General features: G+C 71.6%; 17 protein-coding genes and 1 pseudogene. 8 read left to right on the top strand and 10 right to left on the bottom strand.

Annotated elements, in window-relative coordinates:
- The 3 genes and pseudogenes from Ari01nite_RS42065 to Ari01nite_RS42055 all read right to left on the bottom strand — a co-directional run.
- Window positions 1–386 (bottom strand): annotated as a pseudogene (locus tag Ari01nite_RS42065) (hypothetical protein); the annotation flags it as partial.
- On the bottom strand, window positions 383–1,651 hold the full coding sequence (locus Ari01nite_RS42060; protein WP_203789307.1) for a segregation and condensation protein A: 1,269 nt from the start codon (window positions 1,649–1,651) through the stop codon (window positions 383–385). The gene Ari01nite_RS42060 and the pseudogene Ari01nite_RS42065, both read right to left, overlap by 4 nt.
- Window positions 1,652–1,766: 115 nt before the next feature.
- Window positions 1,767–3,143, bottom strand: coding sequence for a DedA family protein (locus tag Ari01nite_RS42055; RefSeq protein WP_203789297.1), 1,377 nt, complete (start codon window positions 3,141–3,143; stop codon window positions 1,767–1,769).
- A gap of 95 nt (window positions 3,144–3,238) precedes the next feature.
- Here Ari01nite_RS42055 and Ari01nite_RS42050 point away from each other — a divergent pair, with 95 nt between their 5' ends.
- On the top strand, window positions 3,239–3,526 hold the full coding sequence (locus Ari01nite_RS42050) for a Gfo/Idh/MocA family oxidoreductase (protein ID WP_203789295.1): 288 nt from the start codon (window positions 3,239–3,241) through the stop codon (window positions 3,524–3,526).
- The gene (locus Ari01nite_RS42045; RefSeq protein WP_203789294.1) at window positions 3,523–4,290 is read left to right on the top strand and encodes a Gfo/Idh/MocA family protein; all 768 of its coding nucleotides are present in this window, start codon (window positions 3,523–3,525) and stop codon (window positions 4,288–4,290) included. The genes Ari01nite_RS42050 and Ari01nite_RS42045 overlap by 4 nt, the downstream gene beginning before the upstream one ends.
- 80 nt (window positions 4,291–4,370) lie before the next feature.
- Here Ari01nite_RS42045 and Ari01nite_RS42040 read toward each other — a convergent pair whose 3' ends face one another.
- From Ari01nite_RS42040 to ald, 4 genes are all read right to left on the bottom strand, one after another.
- On the bottom strand, window positions 4,371–5,072 hold the full coding sequence (locus Ari01nite_RS42040; RefSeq protein WP_203789292.1) for a zinc metalloprotease: 702 nt from the start codon (window positions 5,070–5,072) through the stop codon (window positions 4,371–4,373).
- A gap of 17 nt (window positions 5,073–5,089) precedes the next feature.
- On the bottom strand, window positions 5,090–6,019 hold the full coding sequence (locus Ari01nite_RS42035; protein WP_203789291.1) for a ParA family protein: 930 nt from the start codon (window positions 6,017–6,019) through the stop codon (window positions 5,090–5,092).
- Window positions 6,020–6,131: 112 nt separating this feature from the next.
- The gene (locus Ari01nite_RS42030) at window positions 6,132–7,043 is read right to left on the bottom strand and encodes a site-specific tyrosine recombinase XerD (protein ID WP_203789305.1); all 912 of its coding nucleotides are present in this window, start codon (window positions 7,041–7,043) and stop codon (window positions 6,132–6,134) included.
- Window positions 7,040–8,155: an alanine dehydrogenase gene (gene ald, locus Ari01nite_RS42025; RefSeq protein ID WP_203789289.1), complete on the bottom strand. Its 1,116-nt coding sequence runs from the start codon at window positions 8,153–8,155 to the stop codon at window positions 7,040–7,042. The genes Ari01nite_RS42030 and ald overlap by 4 nt, the downstream gene beginning before the upstream one ends.
- A gap of 136 nt (window positions 8,156–8,291) precedes the next feature.
- Between ald and Ari01nite_RS42020 the strand changes: the two genes are divergently transcribed.
- Window positions 8,292–9,080, top strand: coding sequence for an SAM-dependent methyltransferase (locus Ari01nite_RS42020; protein WP_203789287.1), 789 nt, complete (start codon window positions 8,292–8,294; stop codon window positions 9,078–9,080).
- Window positions 9,077–9,790, top strand: a complete 714-nt coding sequence (locus Ari01nite_RS42015) for an NUDIX hydrolase (protein ID WP_203789285.1) — start codon at window positions 9,077–9,079, stop codon at window positions 9,788–9,790. The genes Ari01nite_RS42020 and Ari01nite_RS42015 overlap by 4 nt, the downstream gene beginning before the upstream one ends.
- A 4-nt stretch (window positions 9,791–9,794) precedes the next feature.
- Here the strand turns inward: Ari01nite_RS42015 and Ari01nite_RS42010 are convergent, their stop codons facing one another.
- Window positions 9,795–11,309 (bottom strand): hypothetical protein, encoded by a 1,515-nt coding sequence (locus tag Ari01nite_RS42010; protein ID WP_203789283.1) that lies wholly within the window; start codon window positions 11,307–11,309, stop codon window positions 9,795–9,797.
- An 81-nt stretch (window positions 11,310–11,390) separates the two neighbouring features.
- Between Ari01nite_RS42010 and Ari01nite_RS42005 the strand changes: the two genes are divergently transcribed.
- The gene (locus Ari01nite_RS42005; RefSeq protein WP_203789281.1) at window positions 11,391–11,891 is read left to right on the top strand and encodes a hypothetical protein; all 501 of its coding nucleotides are present in this window, start codon (window positions 11,391–11,393) and stop codon (window positions 11,889–11,891) included.
- Between the two features lie 23 nt (window positions 11,892–11,914).
- Window positions 11,915–12,256: a VOC family protein gene (locus Ari01nite_RS42000; RefSeq protein WP_203789279.1), complete on the top strand. Its 342-nt coding sequence runs from the start codon at window positions 11,915–11,917 to the stop codon at window positions 12,254–12,256.
- On the opposite strand, the gene Ari01nite_RS41995 is transcribed toward Ari01nite_RS42000, so the two are convergent.
- Window positions 12,253–14,475, bottom strand: coding sequence for a putative bifunctional diguanylate cyclase/phosphodiesterase (locus Ari01nite_RS41995; RefSeq protein WP_203789277.1), 2,223 nt, complete (start codon window positions 14,473–14,475; stop codon window positions 12,253–12,255). The two genes, Ari01nite_RS42000 and Ari01nite_RS41995, sit on opposite strands and share 4 nt — an antisense overlap.
- 185 nt (window positions 14,476–14,660) lie before the next feature.
- Here Ari01nite_RS41995 and Ari01nite_RS41990 point away from each other — a divergent pair, with 185 nt between their 5' ends.
- Together Ari01nite_RS41990 and Ari01nite_RS41985 are read left to right on the top strand one after the other, a co-directional pair.
- Window positions 14,661–15,746 carry a PQQ-dependent sugar dehydrogenase gene (locus Ari01nite_RS41990; protein ID WP_203789275.1) on the top strand — a complete coding sequence of 362 codons (1,086 nt, stop codon included), beginning with the start codon at window positions 14,661–14,663 and terminating at the stop codon, window positions 15,744–15,746.
- A 208-nt stretch (window positions 15,747–15,954) separates the two neighbouring features.
- Complete coding sequence (locus Ari01nite_RS41985; protein ID WP_438872285.1) at window positions 15,955–17,565, top strand: M20/M25/M40 family metallo-hydrolase; 1,611 nt, start codon at window positions 15,955–15,957, stop codon at window positions 17,563–17,565.
- Here Ari01nite_RS41985 and Ari01nite_RS41980 read toward each other — a convergent pair.
- On the bottom strand, window positions 17,552–18,313 hold the full coding sequence (locus Ari01nite_RS41980; RefSeq protein ID WP_203789273.1) for a DeoR/GlpR family DNA-binding transcription regulator: 762 nt from the start codon (window positions 18,311–18,313) through the stop codon (window positions 17,552–17,554). The genes Ari01nite_RS41985 and Ari01nite_RS41980 overlap by 14 nt on opposite strands.
- Window positions 18,314–18,348 lie beyond the last annotated feature (35 nt).

Here is an 18,348-nt window from a genome sequence, read left to right as displayed (position 1 = left end):
GCCGCATCGGGGTCGTCAGTGGCCTCGAGATCGCCAGCCGCATCGGGACCGCCAGCCGCATCGGGATCGGCGGACCGGTCAGGGCCCTCGACACTCGGAGCCTCGTCGGTTGCGCTCTCGGCTGCCGCCTCTTCTTCGCGAGCGGCCTCCTCAGCCCACGCAATGTCCGGGGCGCCGGCCGTTTCCTCGGCCCAAGCGGTGTCTGCGGCTCGGGCCGTCTCCTCGGCCCAGGCGGCTTCCTGCTCGCGGGCCTCCTCCTCGGCTCGGGCCTCCTCCTCGGCTGCGGCCTGGAACGCCCGGTCCGGCGGCCGGTGCTGGCGCTCCCACGGCGGCACCCAGGAGGCCGCCTGCGCGGCGAGAGATTCGGGGCGCTCGTCGTTGCTCACTGTCGTTCCTCCACCGCGGCCTCGGCCGCGTCCTGTTCCGCACCACGTTCGCGTCGCTCGCCGGGCCCATCGGTCCCGCTCTCGGCCGGCCCGCCCGTCGCCGCAGGCACGTCGTCGCCCAGATCATCGGCAACCAGGCGCGCCTCGTCGAAATCCGCCCCGACCGAGGCATCCGCGCCGTCAAGATCCACCACAGCGGAATCCGCGCCGAGATCCACGGCAGCAGAATCTGCGTCGAGATCAACCGACCCGGGATCGACGTCCTCAAGATCCGCGTCTTCAAGATCCAAGCCCGCGGCATCAGCGTCGAGATCCACCGACTCTGCTGCGGCCGGATCTGGAGCGTCGGGGTCGTCTGGTGGGGGTGCGTCCGGGTCGGGGCGGGAGCCCTCGTAGTCGTCGATGTCCAGGTCGGCGTCGGGGGCGTCGCCGCCGATCCAGCGGACCGTCAGCTCGTCGAGCGACACCGGCTGTTCGAAGTCGATCAGGCCCTCGCGGTACAGCTCCAGCAGCGCGAGGAAACGCGCCACCACCTCGAGCGTGTTTTCGCAGTCGGCCACCAGCAGGGTGAAGGTGGCGCTGCCGGCCCGGCGCAGGCGGTCGAGGAGGAGCGCGGCGTGTTCGCGTACGCTCACCCGCATTTGATGGATGTGGGCGATCGAGACCGTGGGCGGGCCCGGCTTGGGCGTGAACTGCTTGAGTGCCAGCTTGAACAGCCGCTCCACGCCGATGCCGAGCACCAGGTCGGGGAGCGCCTCGGCATAGCGCGGCTCCATCGAGACGGCCCGGGGGTAGCGCTTGGCGCCGGTGCCCTCCAGATCGGACAAATAGGCCGCGGCCTCCTTGAAGGCCTTGTATTGCAGCAAGCGCGCGAACAGCAGGTCACGGGCCTCGAGCAGGGCCAGGTCGTCCTCGTCCTCGACCTCGGCGGCGGGCAGCAGGCGGGCCGCCTTGAGATCGAGCAGAGTGGCCGCGACCAGCAGGAACTCGCTGGCCTCGTCCAGGTCCCAGTCGTCACCCATGGCCCGGATGTAGGCGATGAAGTCGTCGGTGACCTGGTGCAGTGCGACCTCGGTCACGTCCAGCTTGTGCTTGCCGATCAGCTGGAGCAGAAGGTCGAACGGGCCGGTGAAGTTGTCGAGCCGCACGGTGAAACCGCTCGTCGCCTGCTCGTCGTCGAGGGCCGCCGGAGCTGCGGCGGGCTCGGGCTGAACCTCGGCGGGCGGGTTGGCGGGCTCTTCTGGCACCTGCTGACCGTAGACCACCGGCACGACAACCTGTTCCGGGCTAACCACCGGCACCTCCGACCGCCGAAGAGAACAGCGCTGCGTACGGGTACAACGCCGCAGCGTGAGCCGGGTGACTGCCGGACCCGGAAGATCATCCAGGGGACGAAAAACCAGGGGCCAGAGGTCGTACGGCGGGCAGCGCGAGACGGACACCGCGGCGCCGGCCGGCGTCCGGCGGGATGGACCAGATCGCGGCGTTCAGCACCGCCCACGCCGCCCCGATCAGCACCGCCGCCACCGTCTCGCTGGTGCGGCTCCAACCCAGGTAGACCCAGCAGCCGGCGGACACCGCGACGTAGGTGCCGGCGACGCTCCACACCCCGACCCGCCACCACCGCGGACCGCGCCCGGCCAGCAGCCACGCGAGCAGGGCGACCGCCGCGGTCAGTTGCGCGGTGTGTTCGGCCGCCTTGGCCGCGACCGGTCCGACCGCCTCGAACGGGATGTGCCCGGCATACTCGGTGAGCGCCGGGAAAGCCACCGAACTGGGCGCCTGCCAGTAGTGCCAGTCGGGCGTGGTGGTGGCCGCGATCACACCGGCCAGCAGGACCACCGGAAGCACCGGCCCGAGCGCCGTCAACAGTCCCGCCTCGACCCCCCGCCGCCGGCGCCACCACCAGCGCGCCAGCGACACCGCGGCAGCCACCCCCACCAGCACCGCCGGGTCGGCGAACAGGGCCGTCTCGAGCGCGGCCAGGTAACCGTCCGAGGTCCACTCCCCCTGAGCCCAGGACGCGATCGCCACGTCCGCCTCGCCCAGCCCGCTGAACCGCACCACGACCGGGATCACCAGCACCAGCAGCGTGCCCAGCGCGGTCAGCACGGCGAGGCTGAGCGCCAGGTCGGCCACCGGCCGGCGATCCAGCAGCGTGCCGGGCAGCCGTCCGAGCCAGCGCCCCGTCAGCACCAGCGCGGCGACCACGGCCGCGAAGATCAGCAGCGCCGCACCGGCTCGTCCGGCGCGGGCCACGACCAGGTCGTAGCAGGCGCCGGCCAGGTAACTGACGCCGACCATCCACACCGCCCAGAGCACCGCCGCCGGCGTGTGCCTCGTCACAAAGCGGCGGTACGGCACGCCGTTCATCCCGGCCAGCCGGGGCACGAGCGTGCGGGCGCCGACCAGCCACTGGCCCAGGAACACGGCCCGGCCGCCGTGCCGGTCGAACAGCCGCTCGGCGCGTTCCCAGCGCCGCTCCCCGATCCACCGGCCGAGTTTCGAGGTGCGCGCCGCGGCGCCGCGACGACGGCCGGCGCGGTAGGCGATCTGACCGCCGAGCAGGGCCGCGACGACCGCCACCGGAACGGCCGCGGCGATCGGCACGGTGCCCGCGTTGGCCAGCAGACCCATCGCGATCAGCGCGGTCGCGGCCGGCAGCACGAGCCCGGCTACTACGGCCACCTCGGCGGTGACCAGCACGCCGACCACCAGCAGCACGACCGCCGGTGGCAGTCCGTCGAGGAAGCTCATGGCCGGAAACCTAGGGATCGGGCGCACCTAGGTTCAATCGGTGAAGTCCCTTAGGGTTCCTGGGGTCCGAAGAGGACCCTTGGGGGTGAGCCCGAATGCTGGGGATCGGGATTCTCGGCGCCGCCCGCATCGCCGACGAGGGCATCGTCGGGCCGGCGCGGACGCTGGGGCACGAGGTGGTGGCGGTCGCGGCCCGGGACCGGGCCCGCGCCGAGGCGTTCGCCGCCGAGCGGGGCATCCCGAAGGTGCATGACACGTACGCCGGGGTGCTCGCCGACCCGGAGGTCGACGTGGTCTACAACGCGCTGGTCAACTCCGAGCACGCCCGCTGGAACCTGGCCGCGCTGCGGTCCGGCAGCACGTGCTCAGCGAGAAGCCGTTGAGCGGCAACGCGGACCAGGCCCGCGCCATCCGGACGGCCGCCGGACACGCGCCCGGCCGGATCGTCGAGGCCTTCCACTACCTGCACCACCCGATCCACCACCGGCTGCGTGAGCTGGTCGTCTCGGGGGCGCTGGGCGACCTGCGCCGGGTCGACCTGGTGCTGGCCACGCCGCCACCGCCGGACACCGATCCGCGCTGGTCCTGGGAGCTCTCCGGCGGCGCCACCATGGACCTGGGCTGCTACGTGCTGGACGCGGCCCGCTCCCTGGGGTCGTGGATCGGCGCCGCGCCGCGGGTCGTGTCGGTCGACGCCACGGGAGGCTGGGCGACCGCACCTCTCGTACACCTATCAATTGGCCCACTTCGCGGAGACGCTCGCGGACGGCACCGACCTCGACGGCTCGGTGGCCACCGCGGACTTGATCGACGAGTGCTACCGGATGGCCGGACTGCTCCCGCGCCCCACCTGACATTCGAACAGGTGTACGATTACGGCATGCTCGAAACGATCCCGGTTCAGGCCGTTCCGCTCCGTCTCTACAACATCGCCGCCCTCCACTCGGGCGGGCTGCTGGAGGGATTCACCAGGGCAGAGGCACTCGCCGAACTGGCCGAGACATCGACCGATCCGCATCCGTTGGCCGAGGCGGCGGCGGCACACGCGATGGCCGACAACTGGTATGCGATGCACGCCGTCGACCTGCTGATCGAAGCCGGCGCCGACCCGGAACTGATCCAGGACTACGCCTCCGGATCGGGGTAGGCCGGATCGGGGTAGGCCGGATCGGCGGGGTAGGCCGGATCGGCGGGGTAGGCCGGATCGGAACTAGAGGGCCGCGCGGGTCAGCCCCAGATGCGCACGAAGAGCAGGCCCAGGGCGTTGAGGATCCACAGCAGGAAGGGGTAACCGAACGGGAAGAGGCAGCAGATCAGCAGGATGAGGACGCCGATGTTCTTGTCCTCGAACCAGAGCCGCATCCACTGCATCGACTGCGCCGGCGCGCGCTGGGCGTGGTAGAGGATCCCGAAGCCGTCCAGTGGCGGGATCGGGATCAGGGCCAGCAGGCCGAAGCAGAGCAGGCCGACCGCGATGGAGAGGAGCACCTGTTCGGCGAACGGGAGGTTGATGCCGAGGAGCACGTCGGCGGGGCCGATCAGGGCCAGGATGTTCTCCGGGTAGAGGAGGCGGTAGGCCAGCATCAGGATCTGGGAGGCCACGATGCAGGTCAGCGGGCCGGCCAGGAAGACGGCTACGGCCTTGCCGCGGCCGCCGTGCCGGGGGACCTCGTCGACCGGGAGCATCTTGCCCCAGCCCATGCCGCCGATGGCGGCGGCTACGGCACCGAACGGGTCGACGTCCTCGCGCAGGCGGGGGGCGATCGAGGCGCGGCGCTCGCCCATACCGGGGCCCAGACCGAGGCTGCGCTCGGTCAGACCGAGGGTGCGGACGGCGAGGCGGATTGCTACGGCGCGCAGCACCAATGCGAGCAGGAAGGAGACAACCAGGGCGCAGAAGGCTACCGGAGTGCCGAGGGCGAAAAGCACCGATCAGCGCCCGGCACTCAACGCTCAGCCTGGGCCGCGATGACCTCACGGGCTAGCTGGCGGTAGTTGCGGGCGCCGGAGGACGCCGGGTCCAGGGTGAGGATCGGCGCGCCGGCCACCGTGGACTCGGGGAACTTGACGGTCTTGGTGATGACGGTCTGGTAGACCTTGTCGCCGAAGGCCTCGACCACCCGCTGGAGCACCTGGCGGCAGTGGGTGGTGCGGGAGTCGTACATGGTGGCCAGGATGCCTTCGAGCTCGAGGTCGAAGTTCAGCCGTTCGCGCACCTTGTCGATGGTGTCGAGCAGCAGGGCGACGCCGCGCAGCGAGAAGAACTCGCACTCCAGCGGGATGAGCACGCCGTGCGCGATGGTCAGCGCGTTGATCGCCAGCAGGCCCAAGGAGGGCTGGCAGTCGATCAGGATGAAGTCGTACTCCTTGCGGACCGAGCGCAGGGTGCGGGCCAGCGCCATCTCGCGGGCGACCTCGTTGACCAGCTGGATCTCGGCGGCCGACAGGTCGATGTTGGCGGGCAGCAGGTGCAGGCCGGCCACGTTGGTCTTGATGATGACGTCCTCGGTGGTGACGTCGTCCTGCAGGAGCAGGTTGTAGACGCTCAGGTCGAGGTTGTGCGGGTTGACGCCCAGGCCCACCGAGCAGGCACCCTGCGGGTCGAAGTCGACGAGCAGGACCTTGCGGCCGTACTCGGCCAGCGCCGCGCCCAGATTGATGGTCGTTGTCGTCTTGCCGACGCCGCCCTTCTGGTTGGCCAGGGCGATGATGCGCGCGGGGCCGTGCCGGTCGGTCGGCATCGGCTCGGGGATCGGGCGGCGCATCGTGTAGGCCGTTGGGTCGGCGGGGCCCAGGTCAGCGCCCAGATCCAGGGAGCCTTGCTGCTCCCGGAGCGCGGAAGTCCAAGCCTCTGCGCGTGAATCGTTGCTCGCCATGGCCCGCCCCCTTTCGACTCGACCCGCCGCAGCCGATGCCCGACTGTACGCCACGCGCGCGTTGCGGTTGGGGTGCCGGTCCGGCGTGTCGCCATCTATGGGTCCGTACCGTCTAACGAGCGCGCGGGTGAGCGGTCGCGTACACCTCCCGAAGTCGGTCCACGGTGACCAGCGTGTAGACCTGCGTGGTGGTCACCGAGGCGTGCCCGAGCAGTTCCTGCACCACCCGCACGTCGGCGCCGCCGTCCAGCAGGTGGGTCGCGTACGAATGGCGCAACGTGTGCGGGCTCACCGCCGCGGGACCGTCCACCGGCAGGCCGGCGGCCTCGGCGGCGCGGTGCAGGATCGTCCACGCGCTCTGCCGGGACAGGCGGCCGCCCCGGGCGTTCAGGAAGATCGCCGGCGTCCCGGACCCGTTTGCCACGAGCGCCGGCCTTCCCCGTACGAGATAGGCCTCGACGGCAGCCCTGGCATAGGCACCCACCGGAACCACCCGCGTGCGCCCGCCCTTGCCGTGCAGCACCGCCGCCGGCTCGCCGGCCAGGTCGAGATCGTCGACGTCCGCACCGACCGCCTCGGAGATCCGCGCACCGGTGCCGTAGAGAAACTCCAGGAGCGCCCGGCCGCGCAGGCCCAGCGGCGAGTCGTCGCCGGTCGCCAGCAGCCGGGTCACCTGGTCGACGTCGAGCGCCTTGGGCAGCCGCTTAGGCGGGGCCGGCGGACGCACCTCGGCCGCCACATCCGCGCCGGTCAGGCCCTCCCGCGCGGCGAATTTGTGCAGGCCGCGCACCGCGCTCATGGCCCGGGCCGCGGACGAGGCCGCCAGACCGTCGGCCCGCAGCGCGGCCAGGTGCCCGGTGACGTGCTCGCTCCCGGCCGCGGCCAGGTCGTCGATGCCCGCCGCGGACAGCGTCTGCGCGTACCGCTCCAAATCTCTTCGATAGGAGGCCAGGGTGTTGCGGGACAGCCCACGCTCGACGGTCAGATGGTCGAGGTAGGAGCGGACGGCACGCTCGACGCTCAGCTGAGCACCTCGGCAGTCGGCAGGGTGGGCATGCCGTGCGCCTCCGCGACCGGTCCGTAGGTGACGTTGCCGTCGAACGTGTTCAGGCCCAGGGCGAGCGCGGGATCGGCGGTCAGCGCGTTGCGCCAGCCCAGGTTGGCCAGCTCCAGAGCGTACGGCAGGGTGACGTTCGTCAATGCGTAGGTGCTGGTGTGCGGTACCGCCCCGGGCATGTTCGCCACGCAGTAGAACATCGAGTTGTGCACCTGGTAGACCGGGTCGGCGTGGGTGGTGGGCCGCGAGTCCTCGAAGCAGCCGCCCTGGTCGATGGCGATGTCGACCAGCACGCTGCCCGGCTTCATCCGGCTCACCAGCTCGTTGGAGATCAGGTTCGGCGCCTTCGCGCCGGGCACCAGCACGGCGCCGATCACCAGGTCGGCGTCCACCACGGCTTTTTCGATCTCGTACGCGTTGGAGGCGATGGTCTGCGCGTGACCGCGGTAGTCCGCGTCGGCGGCCCGCAGCTTGGCGATGTTGCGGTCGAGCACCAGCACCTCGGCCTGCATGCCCAGCGCGATGGCGGCCGAGTTCATCCCGGACACCCCGGCGCCGATCACCACGACCTTGGCCGCGTACACGCCGGGCACGCCGCCCATCAGCACGCCGCGGCCGCCGCCGGACCGCATCAGGTGGTAAGCGCCGACCTGCGGGGCGAGCCGCCCGGCCACCTCGGACATCGGCGCCAGCAGCGGGAGCGACCGGTCGGGCAGTTCGACCGTCTCGTACGCGATGCCGGTCACCCGCCGGTCGACCAGGGCGTCCGTGCACGCCTTGGAGGCCGCCAGGTGCAGATAGGTGAACAACACCTGGCCGGGACGCATCCGGGGGTATTCCTCGGCGATCGGCTCCTTGACCTTGAGCACGAGGTCGGCGCGCTCCCACACCTCGTCCGCGGTCGTCGCAATGGTGGCGCCGGCCGACCGGAAGTCACCGTCAGTGATCGAGGAGCCGGTGCCAGCGCCGGCCTGGACGACCACCTCGTGCCCCGATCGGGCGAATTCGTAGACACCCGCGGGCGTGATGGCCACTCGGAACTCGTTGTTCTTGATCTCGCTGGGAATGCCGACCCGCATCAGCCGACACCGTCCTTTCTCAACGCTGAGTGAACGCAGCCTACTCCCGCCAGCCCAGCGAAAAGACCGTTTTGTCGGCTAGCATCGTATCGAACTGTATCGAGGTACGAAGTAGACCGTGCGGTAAGTTCTTCCCATGCCAGTGGATCTCAACACTTCCGTGCCCCACTCGGCCCGGATCTATGACTACCTGCTGGGCGGCAAGGACAACTTCGAAGCCGACCGGGTGGCAGCCGACGAGATCGTCAAGACGTCACCGACCCTGCCCCTCTCGATGCGGGCAAATCGCCAGTACATGGCACGGGTGGCGCACTACCTGGCTGCCGAGCGGGGCATCCGGCAGTTCCTGGACATCGGCACCGGCCTGCCCACGTCGCCCAACCTGCACGAGGTGGTGCAGCGGGTGGATCCGACCTCCCGGATCGTGTATGTGGACAACGACCCGATCGTGCTCGTCCACGCCCGGGCGCTGCTCACCTCGGCCCCGCAGGGCGCCACCGCTTACCTGGACGCCGACCTGCGCGACGTGCCGGCGATACTGGGTTCCGACCAGGTCAAGGAAAACATCGACCCCACCCGGCCGGTGTCGATCAGCCTGATCGCGGTGCTCCAGTTCATCGCCGACCAGCGCGAGGCGCAGGCGGTCATCGACGGCCTGCTCGCGCCGTTCCCGTCCGGCAGCACGCTGGCGATTTCCACGGTGACAGCCCAAAACCCGCATGCCGTACGCGCGACCGCGGCGTACCGGGCTCGCGGCATCTCCTCCACCGAACGCACCCAGGACGAGATCGCCGCCCTGTTCCGGGGCCTCGACCTGGTCGACCCGGGGGTGGTGCTGGTCAACCGCTGGCGACCAGACCCGGCCGCCCCGGCGGTCGAGGACGTCCACGTGCACATGGCCGGCGGCGTAGCGGTCAAGCCGTGAGCAGCGCGGACGAACGCCGGACCGGCCGGCTCGCCCGCTACGACGAGCTTCGGGCCGAACGACCGGCCCTGTTCCACAACCCGCCCGGCGCGCCCATCGAGATCCTCTTCGACCGGGCCGCCCAGGACGACGTCGCCGACCGGTCCGCCGCCAAGCTGCGCGAGCAGGGCCATCCCGAGGAGTACGGCGACATGGGCGTGGTCTACGAGGACGCGTACTACATCGCCGTCCGCGACGCCGTCCGGTTCCGCGACGGCCACACCGGCCCGTACATCCGCCTGATCGGCCGGCAGGCCGGCGACGGCGCGATCATCCTCCCGGTGCTCGCCGACGGCCGCGTCCTGCTGCTGCGGCAGTTCCGGCACGCGGTGCGCGACTGGCAGTGGGAGATCCCGCGCGGCTTCGCCGAACCGGGCGACGCCGGTCCGGCCACCGCGATCAGGGAACTCCAGGAGGAGACCGGAATCACCGTCGAGACCGTCGAACTGATCGGCCGGCTCGCCGCCGAGGGCGACGGCATCGAGGTCTATCTGGCCCGCCTCGACCGCGAACCGGACCTGCGCCCGGCCGGCGACGCCGCGGTCGAGGGCATCGACGAGTACCGGCTGGTCACCCCGGACGAACTGGCGGACATGATCGCGGCCGGCCGGGTCACCGACGAATACTTCCTGGCCGCGTACGCGATTGCGGTGGCCAAGCGGCTCCTCTGAGCCTTCACGCCGCCTGGTTGTCCTCCAGGTCCTGCTCCAGCCCGCCGTCGCGGGCTCCGCTGCCGCCACCCACCTCCCGGATGCCCGCCGCGGCCAGGTCGGAACGCACCTTGCGCAGCAGTTCGGCCGGCTCCTCCACCACGAACGGCTGGAGGTCGGCGGCCAGGTGATGACCGGCCCGCCGGGCGCCGTCGCCGTCCGGGCCCTCGCCGGAGATCACCGCCCGGGACATGCCCACCGACGGCGGCGCGTCCGGCGGCGGCGTGCCGAACACCCGGTAGTACGCGCCCTCGGCGAAGTAGCGCACCTTGACCAGCACGCCGGAGAAGTCGAGGTTGAAGCCCACGCCGGCGGAGAACGGCACCGACCGCGGTTGCGGCCCGGCGATCACCGCGAGCCGGTCCAGCAGCTTCGCGTACCGCCGCTGCAGCACGCCGGCCTTGTCGGCGAACGCCTCGGGGTGGGTGACCAGGTCGGCCAGGGCGTCGCGGTACGCGAGCCACTCGTCGGTCGCCCGGGCCCGCGCCACGTGCCCCAGGTCGAGGTCGGCCAGCGCCGGCACCGGCAACTCGGCGGCCGCGATGTCGAACGCAGTCCGGCGCCGGATCACGGCGTCCAGCGCGGCGTCGGCGTCGGTGGTGCGGGCGCCGCGGCTGTCCGGGCGCTGCTTCCACTCCTGCAGCGCGGCCCGGTGCAGCGACGCCTCCGGCCGCAGCGGATAGCGGTCGAGCGTCTCCGGCAGCGTGGTGTTGTACGCCAGGTCGACCAGTTGCTTGAGCTGCGCCGCGAAACGCTTGGCCGGGTCGTAGCGCCCATCCGTCGGCGGGCTGCCCTCGGCCACCACGAATTCGCGGTAGACGTCCTCGCGAAAGACCCGCTTGTCGAAATTGAAGGCCCAGGCGGCAACCTCGGAGAGCCGGTCGCGCAGGGCGGGGATCTCGTTTTGCGGTACGCCGAGATGGCTCGCGAAAATGGCGTCGCCACCGTCCAGGCATTTCGCCTTCAAACCGGCGACGAACTCGTGAAAGCGTACGGCCAGGCCCTTGTTGACGGCGGCCCGATTCACACTGTCCGTCCAGGACAGCCGCACGCACGACATTTCGGTCTCGGCGGCCAGTTCGCTCCACTGCCGCTCGGCGACCTGGGTCATCCGGTCGCGGGCCGCGCTGTCCACCGGGGACGTCTCGCCGTACAGGAACGGGACCAGGACGGCGTCACTGAGCAGTCGCTTGAACGCCTCGCGGGCCGGTCCCGGCTCGGCGAAATCCTCGATGACGGCGAGATTGTTGATGAAGTAGGCCCGGTTGATGACCAGCTGCTCGGCATTGAGGACAGCCCGCAGATACTCGGTGCGGACCACGGCGTGCCGCTCGGCCCGGACGTCGGCCAGGCTCAGCCCGTCCGCGATCATCCGGTCCAGCAGGTGCCGCGGAACCCATTGATTGTCGAGTGTCTGCGCGACCGCCGCCAATTCCTTGAGATCCTGCGGCACCAGCTTGTGGAACGAAATGTCGCTCACCCCTCGCTCCGCCCCCATATCGGTGTGCGTGGAATAGGCCAACACGGTAGCCGGTCGACGCAGGCTGCCATAATCCACGGCATGATCGCCGCCGCCGTCGACTGGAATGCCGTCGAGGCCCTGGCCGCGTCGGCCGCCGCACTGCTCACCGCCGCGGTTCTGGTGGTCACCGTGGTGGCGCTGCTGTTCGAACGCCGGGTCCGCCGCATCGACATCGCCCGCCTGGAGGCTCAGCGTGCCGACGCCGAGGCCGGCCAGGCCAGCCTCGTGGTGTCGGTGACGTCGGCCACCACCGGCTCCGGCACCGCCGACGTCGTGCTCGTCAACTACAGCCAGCGCCCGGTCTTCGACGTGCACGTCTCACTCACCCTCAACGGCCGCCCGGTGACCCTGACCGACGGCCGCTGCACGGTGGTACCGGTACAGACGATCGTCGGCCCCGACGAACGCCGCGAGCTGACCCTGAACGCCCCGTACGGCGAGGAGACCCTGGTGGCGGCCCGCACCGAACTCCGCGACGCGATGGGCCTGCGCTGGCGCCGCGACCACAACGGCCGCCCCGAGCGCCTGCTGACTGACTAGCCGCCGCCCCTACGATGAGCCGCATGGGGCTTGATCTGTACGCGGGAATCGCGGTCGCCGACTATCCGGCGGCCCTGGCCTGGTACGAGCGGCTGCTCGGCTCGCCGCCCTCGTTCGTGGTGCACGACGGTGAGGTGGTGTGGGAGCTGGCGGAGAGCCGGTCGCTCTACGTCGAGCATCTGCCGGAGCGGGCCGGGCACGCGATGATCACGGTTTTCGTCGGGGACTTCGAGGAGCGGATCGCGGCGATCGCGGGCCGCGGCATCGCCCCGACCAAGGTGGAGACGTACGACAACGGGGTGCGCAAGGCGGTCTTCCACGACCCGGAGGGCAACGAGATCGGCTTCGGCGGGGGTCCCGTTTAGCCGTACGCGGGGACCGCGTGCCCGGCCAGCCTGGTGCCGACCTCGTCCGGGGTGAGCGGGCGGTCGAAGTGGTAGCCCTGGCCCAGCCGGTAGCCGAGGGCGGCCAGGCGGGCGGCCTGGGCCGGTGACTCGATGCCCTCGGCGACGGCCTCGACACCCAGCGCCTCGGCGATGCGGGCCAGCGCCACCGCCACCGGCTCGCGGGCCGGGTCGGCAAACGAGCGATCCAGCTTGAGCTGGTCGACGGGGCAGGCGCCGAGCACGGACAGCGCCGAGTGGCCGGTGCCGAAGTCGTCCAGCGAGATGCGTACCCCCAGGTCGCGCAGCGCGGCCAGGGTCGCGGCCGCACGGTCGTCGACGGCCGCGGTCTCGGTCACCTCGATGACCAGGTGGTGCGGGGCCAGGCCGGCCGCGTGCAGGGCCGCGGCGACGTCGCCGACCAGGCCGTCGTCGCGCAGCTGGAGCGGTGAGACGTTGACGTTGACGGCCTGCGGCGCGTGCGCGGGGAAGTCGCGCAGCCAGGTGGCCGCCTGCGCGCACGCAGTGGTCAGCACCCAGCGGCCGATCGGCACGATCAGGCCGGTCTCCTCGGCGGCCGGCAGGAAGTCCAGCGGCGGCACCGTGCCGCGCTCGGGGTGCTCCCAGCGCAGCAGCGCCTCGACGCCGAGCAGGGTCTCGCCGGGCAGGCCGACGATGGGCTGGTAGCGCAGCACCAGCTGGTCGCGGTCCACGGCCTGGCCGAGGTCCTCGATGAGGCGCGCGCGGACGGTCATGGCCGGCACCTCGCCGGCGTCGTACCGGGCGAAGCGGCCCTTGCCGGCGTGCTTGGCCTGGTACATCGCGGCATCCGCGTGGCGCATCAGCTCGGCCGGGTCGGTTGCCTCGGACGCGTCCACCACGCCGACGCTGGCCCGTACGGTGAGCTGGTGGCCGTCGACCGACAGCGGCTGCTGGAGGGTGGCGAGCATCCGGGCCGCGACCGCGTCTGCCCCGGCCGGCGCCAGGTCGTGCAGCAGCACCGCGAACTCGTCGCCGCCGAGCCGGGCGACCAGGTCGCCGGGGCGGACGCTGGCACGCAGCCGCTCGGCCACCGCGATCAGCAGGCCGTCGCCGACGTGGTGCCCGGACGTGTCGTTCACGGCCTTGAAGTCGTCGAGGTCGACCAGCGCCAGGTGCAGGCGGTCGGCGCCGACCGCGTTCTCGAACTCGGTGTTGAACAGGGCGCGGTTGGCCAGGCCGGTCAGCGAGTCGTGGTTGGCCTGGTAGGCGAGCTGGTCGTGGTACGAGCGCACCTCGGTGATCAGGCGGCTGTTCTCCCGGAACGCGGCCAGCTGGCGGGCGATCACCAGGCCGGTGAGCGCGACCGCGCCGCCGCCGATGACCAGGGTGGCGCCGCCGGAGTCCCGGATCGCGTACAGCAGGAAGCCGTCGACCAGCGCGATCGCCAGGTACGGCACCGGGCTGAACGCTCGCTCCTTGGACCGCCGCCGCCGGGCGACGGGCAGGCCGGCGGCACGGATCTGGTAGGCCGCGCCGGCCACCACGATGAGGTACATCAGCGACCGGCCGAGCGGCTCCGGGGTGACCCACGGGGTTTCCAGCATCAGCGGGGTGGCGAAGGTGCCCAGCATCTGCGCGCCGAGCCCGACCCCGAACGCGCGCAGGGCGTACGGCTCGATGGTGCGGCCGCCGGAGAGCACCACCTTGGCGAAGGCCAGCACCACCAGCGCGAGCGCCACCGAGGCGACGGCCGTGGTGACGAGCAGTTCGGTGTCGTCGCTCTCGGCGAGCTTGCTCAGCGCCGCGTACCAGATGACCAGCAGCGCGGCCAGGGTGACCGTGGCGCAGTCGAGCATCAGCCGGAGCCGGCCGCCGGGGCCGCGCGACTCCATCGGCAGCCGGTACAGGGCCACCACGATCACGATCATCGAGGCGCCGTAGAGGCCGAGGCTGACCGGGTTCGGCGTGACGCTGGGGCTCTTGAGATAACCGGGCAGGTCGGTGAGCTGCATGAGCACGACGGGCGCCGAGGCGACCGTCATGCTGCGCCAGAACCGCTGCACCGGCCACGGCAGCCCCGGGGTGTGCCAGGTGCACCAGAAGGCGTACATGGCCACCGCGGCACCGATCATGACGGGCGCCATGCCGAGGATCGGCGGTCCGGTCCGCTCACCGATGTTGAGGACGAACCAGGTCATCTCGACCAGGAACAACCCCATCGTCACGAGGGTGAGGGGCGCCGTCCAGACGCGCGTTCCGGCTCCCAACTGGTCCCCCCGTTCGCCACGGCCCCGTGCCGCATCCGGGTCGCTAATCGGTTGTCGCGCGTCCGGTCTGAACCTTTTCTCCGTTGCGCCCGTGTAATATTGACAGCCATCACTTCACTCGAACCCGGAGGACGTTCATGAGCAGGCGATTCGCCGCCACCTCCGCTGCCTGCGCCGCCATTCTCGCGGCCGGAGTGGCGTTGACCGCCACCACCGCCGAAGCGGAACAGCCGGCCGTCCTGGCGACACCCAGCTTCGACTTCGACAGCCCACAGGTGGTGGCCACCGGCCTCACCGTGCCGTGGGGCCTCACCTTCCTGCCGGACGGCAGCGCGCTGGCCGCCGAGCGCAACTCGGCCCGGGTCCTGCGCCTGCGCCCGGGCGCCGCGCCTGAGCCGGTGTTCACCGTGCCCGGCGTCGTGGCCAGCGGCGAGAGCGGCCTGCTGGGCCTGGCCGCGTCGCCGACCTACGCGCAGGACAATCTCGTGTACGCGTACTTCACCGCGGCCAACGACAACCGGATCGTCCGGTTCCAGCTCGGCCAGCAGGGCGTGACGCCGATCCTGACCGGCCTGGCCAAGGCCACCATCCACGACGGCGGCCGGATCAAGTTCGGTCCGGACGGCAAGCTGTACGCCGGGGTCGGCGACGCCGGCAACACGGCGCTCGCGCAGAACCCGCAGAGCCGCAACGGCAAGATCCTGCGGATGAACCCGGACGGCAGCGCCCCGGCCGACAACCCGACCGCGGGCTCGCTGGTCTACAGCCTCGGCCACCGCAACGTGCAGGGCCTGGCCTGGGACGCCCAGGGCCGGCTGTTCGCCACCGAGTTCGGGCAGAACACCTGGGACGAGGTGAACCACATCGTGGCCGGCGCCAACTACGGCTGGCCCACGGTCGAGGGCAACAGCACCGACCCACGGTTCCGCAACCCGATCGTGCAGTGGTCGACCGCGCAGGCCTCGCCCAGCGGCGCCGCGATCGCCGGCGACACGCTCTACGCCGCCGCGCTGCGTGGCACCCGGCTGTGGACCGTGCCGCTCACCGGTGACGGCGGCGCCGGCACCCCGGTCGCCGAGCTGACCGGCCAGTTCGGCCGGCTGCGCACGGTGGAACTGGGCCCGGACGGCTTCCTCTGGGTGACCACCAGCAACCGGGACGGCCGCGGCACGCCGGCGGCCACCGACGACCGGGTGCTGCGCTTCCCGCAGACCACCCCGTAGTTAACCGGAACGACGGAAGGCCGGCGCGGACGTCCGCGCCGGCCTTGTTCCGTCCCGGCACGGCGGTCCCCCGATCCGCACCGCAACACCGTGCCCATGCCCGGAATGTTTGGGAGCGCTCCCAATGTACGGGGACCTGCGACATCGCTGTCAAGTGTGTGAATATTATGCATCGACTGGGATGAGTGACCTGCCCGGATCCGCTGGCATGCTCGCCTCACCGTTGCCGTACCCGGCAACGCCCCGGTCCGCGAGCCCACGGAGGAACTTCGTGCGAGCATTTCCCCTACCCGGTGCGGCCCTTCTCGGCGCGGCGGCGCTGGTGACGTCCCTGACCGCCGCGGTACCGGCACAGGCCGCCGTTCCCCGCGCGGCCCAGGCCCTGGTGGCCGCCGCTCCCGACATCCCGCTGGCCAACGTCAAGGCGCACCTGACCCAGTTCCAGAACATCGCGAACGCCAACGGCGGCAACCGGGCACACGGACGCCCGGGCTACCTCGCCTCGGTCACGTACGTGAAGGGCCTGCTCGACGCCGCCGGTTACACCACCACCCAGCAGTCGTTCACCTACAACGGCGCGACCGGGTACAACCTGATCGCCGACTGGCCGGGCGGCGACACCAGCGACACCCTGATGATCGGCGCGCACCTGGACAGCGTCACGGCCGGTCCGGGCATCAACGACAACGGCACCGGCTCGGCCGCCAACCTCGAGGTCGCCCTGGCCGTGGCGCGCACCGGTCACCAGCCCGACCGGCACCTGCGCTTCGCCTGGTGGGGCGCCGAGGAACTGGGCCTGCGCGGCTCGCGCGCGTATGTGAACGGCTTGACCACCGCGCAGCGTTCGGCGATCACCGGATACCTGAACTTCGACATGGTCGGCTCGCCCAACCCCGGATATTTCCTGTACGACGGGGACAACTCGGACGGCGTGGGCGCGGGCCCCGGTCCGGCCGGTTCGGCGCAGATCGAGCAGACCCTCGCCGCCTACTTCACGTCGATCGGCGTGCCCACCCGCGGCACCGACTTCGACGGCCGCAGCGACTACGGCCCGTTCATCTCGGCCGGCATCCCGGCCGGCGGCATCTTCACCGGCGCCGAGGGCCGCAAGACCTCCGCGCAGGTCACCCTGTGGGGCGGCACGACCGGCGCGTTCGACCCGTGCTACCACGCGTCCTGCGACACCACCGCCAACGTCAACGACACCGCGCTCAACCGCAACGCGGACGCCATCGCGTACACGGTCTGGGCGCTCAGCGGTGACGGCGGCACCGGCCCGACGCCCGGCACGCCGGTGTGGTCGGACGGCTTCGAGACGGCCACCGGCTGGACCGCCGGCACCGCGGACACCGCGACCTCGGGCCGGTTCGAGCGCGGCATCCCGGGCGCGACCTCGTCGAGCGGCGTGACCACCCAGCTCGGCACCGCGGCGGCCGGCTCGTACGAGCTGGTGACCGGCGCGACGGCCGGGTCGACGGCCGGCGACAACGACGTGGACGGCGGCACCACCTCGATCGTCTCGCCGTCGATCACGCTGCCGGCCGGCACGATCACCCTGACCTTCGCCTACTACCTGGCCCACCTGAACAACGCGACCAGCGGCGACTACCTGCGGGTGCGGGTGATCGGGTCGACCACCAGCACGGTGTTCACCCAGGCCGGCGCGGCCAGCAACCGGGGCGCCGCCTGGTCGACCGCCACGGTCAACCTGTCCAGCTTCGCCGGGCAGTCGGTCCGGCTGTCGGTGGAGGCCGCCGACACCGGCACCGGCTCGCTGATCGAGGCCGCGGTCGACAACGTCTCCATCACGCGCAGCTGAGCGAGAGCGGGGCACCCGCCTCGCGCAGCCGCACGAGTTCGGGGTGCTCCCCCGCCAGATCGGTGATCACCCCCGTCACCGCGGCGAACGGGAGCACCTCGAACGGCGATGCGGCACCGATCTTCTCGGAGCTGGCCAGCACGTAGGTCTCGGCGGCCCGGCCGGCCAGCGCCCGTTTCATGGCCGCCTCGTCCGGGTCGCCGGTGGTCAGCCCGGCCCGGTGGTGCACGCCGGTGACACCGAGCAGGAACAGGTCGGCGGTGACCCGCGCGGCCGCCTCGACCGTGGCGGCGCCGCAGGTCACCGCCGAGTGCTTGAACAAGCGGCCGCCCAGCAGATAGACGTCGGCCCGCCGATGGCCGACGAGGGCGGCCGCCACGGTCGGGCTGTGCGTGACCACGGTGACGTCCAGGCCGACCGGCAGCGCCGCGGTGACCGCCAGTGCCGTGGTGCCGCCGTCCAGCAGCACCGTGGCGCCGGGCCGGATCAGCGCCACCGCGGCCTCGGCCACCCGCCGCTTGCTGGCCTGGGCGACCGACGTCCGGGTGGCGTAGTCGGCGGCGGCCGGTGCGGCCGGCAGCGCCCCGCCGTACACCCGCTGGCACAGACCGGCCGCGGCCAGGTCGCGCAGGTCCCGCCGGATGTTGTCCTCGGGGATGCCCCACTCGGCCGCGATCTCCTTGGCGACCAGCTTGCCGTCGGCGCGCAGCCGCGCCAGCAGCAGGTCACGACGCTCCGCGGGCAGCATCCGTGTTTCTCCTCATTGTTGTCGACTGTTGCGCG

This window comes from Paractinoplanes rishiriensis, assembly GCF_016862375.1.
Lineage (GTDB): Bacteria > Actinomycetota > Actinomycetes > Mycobacteriales > Micromonosporaceae > Actinoplanes > Actinoplanes rishiriensis.
The sequence above is the reverse complement of the archived record's forward strand: the minus strand, read 5'-3'. Positions and strand labels throughout refer to the sequence as shown.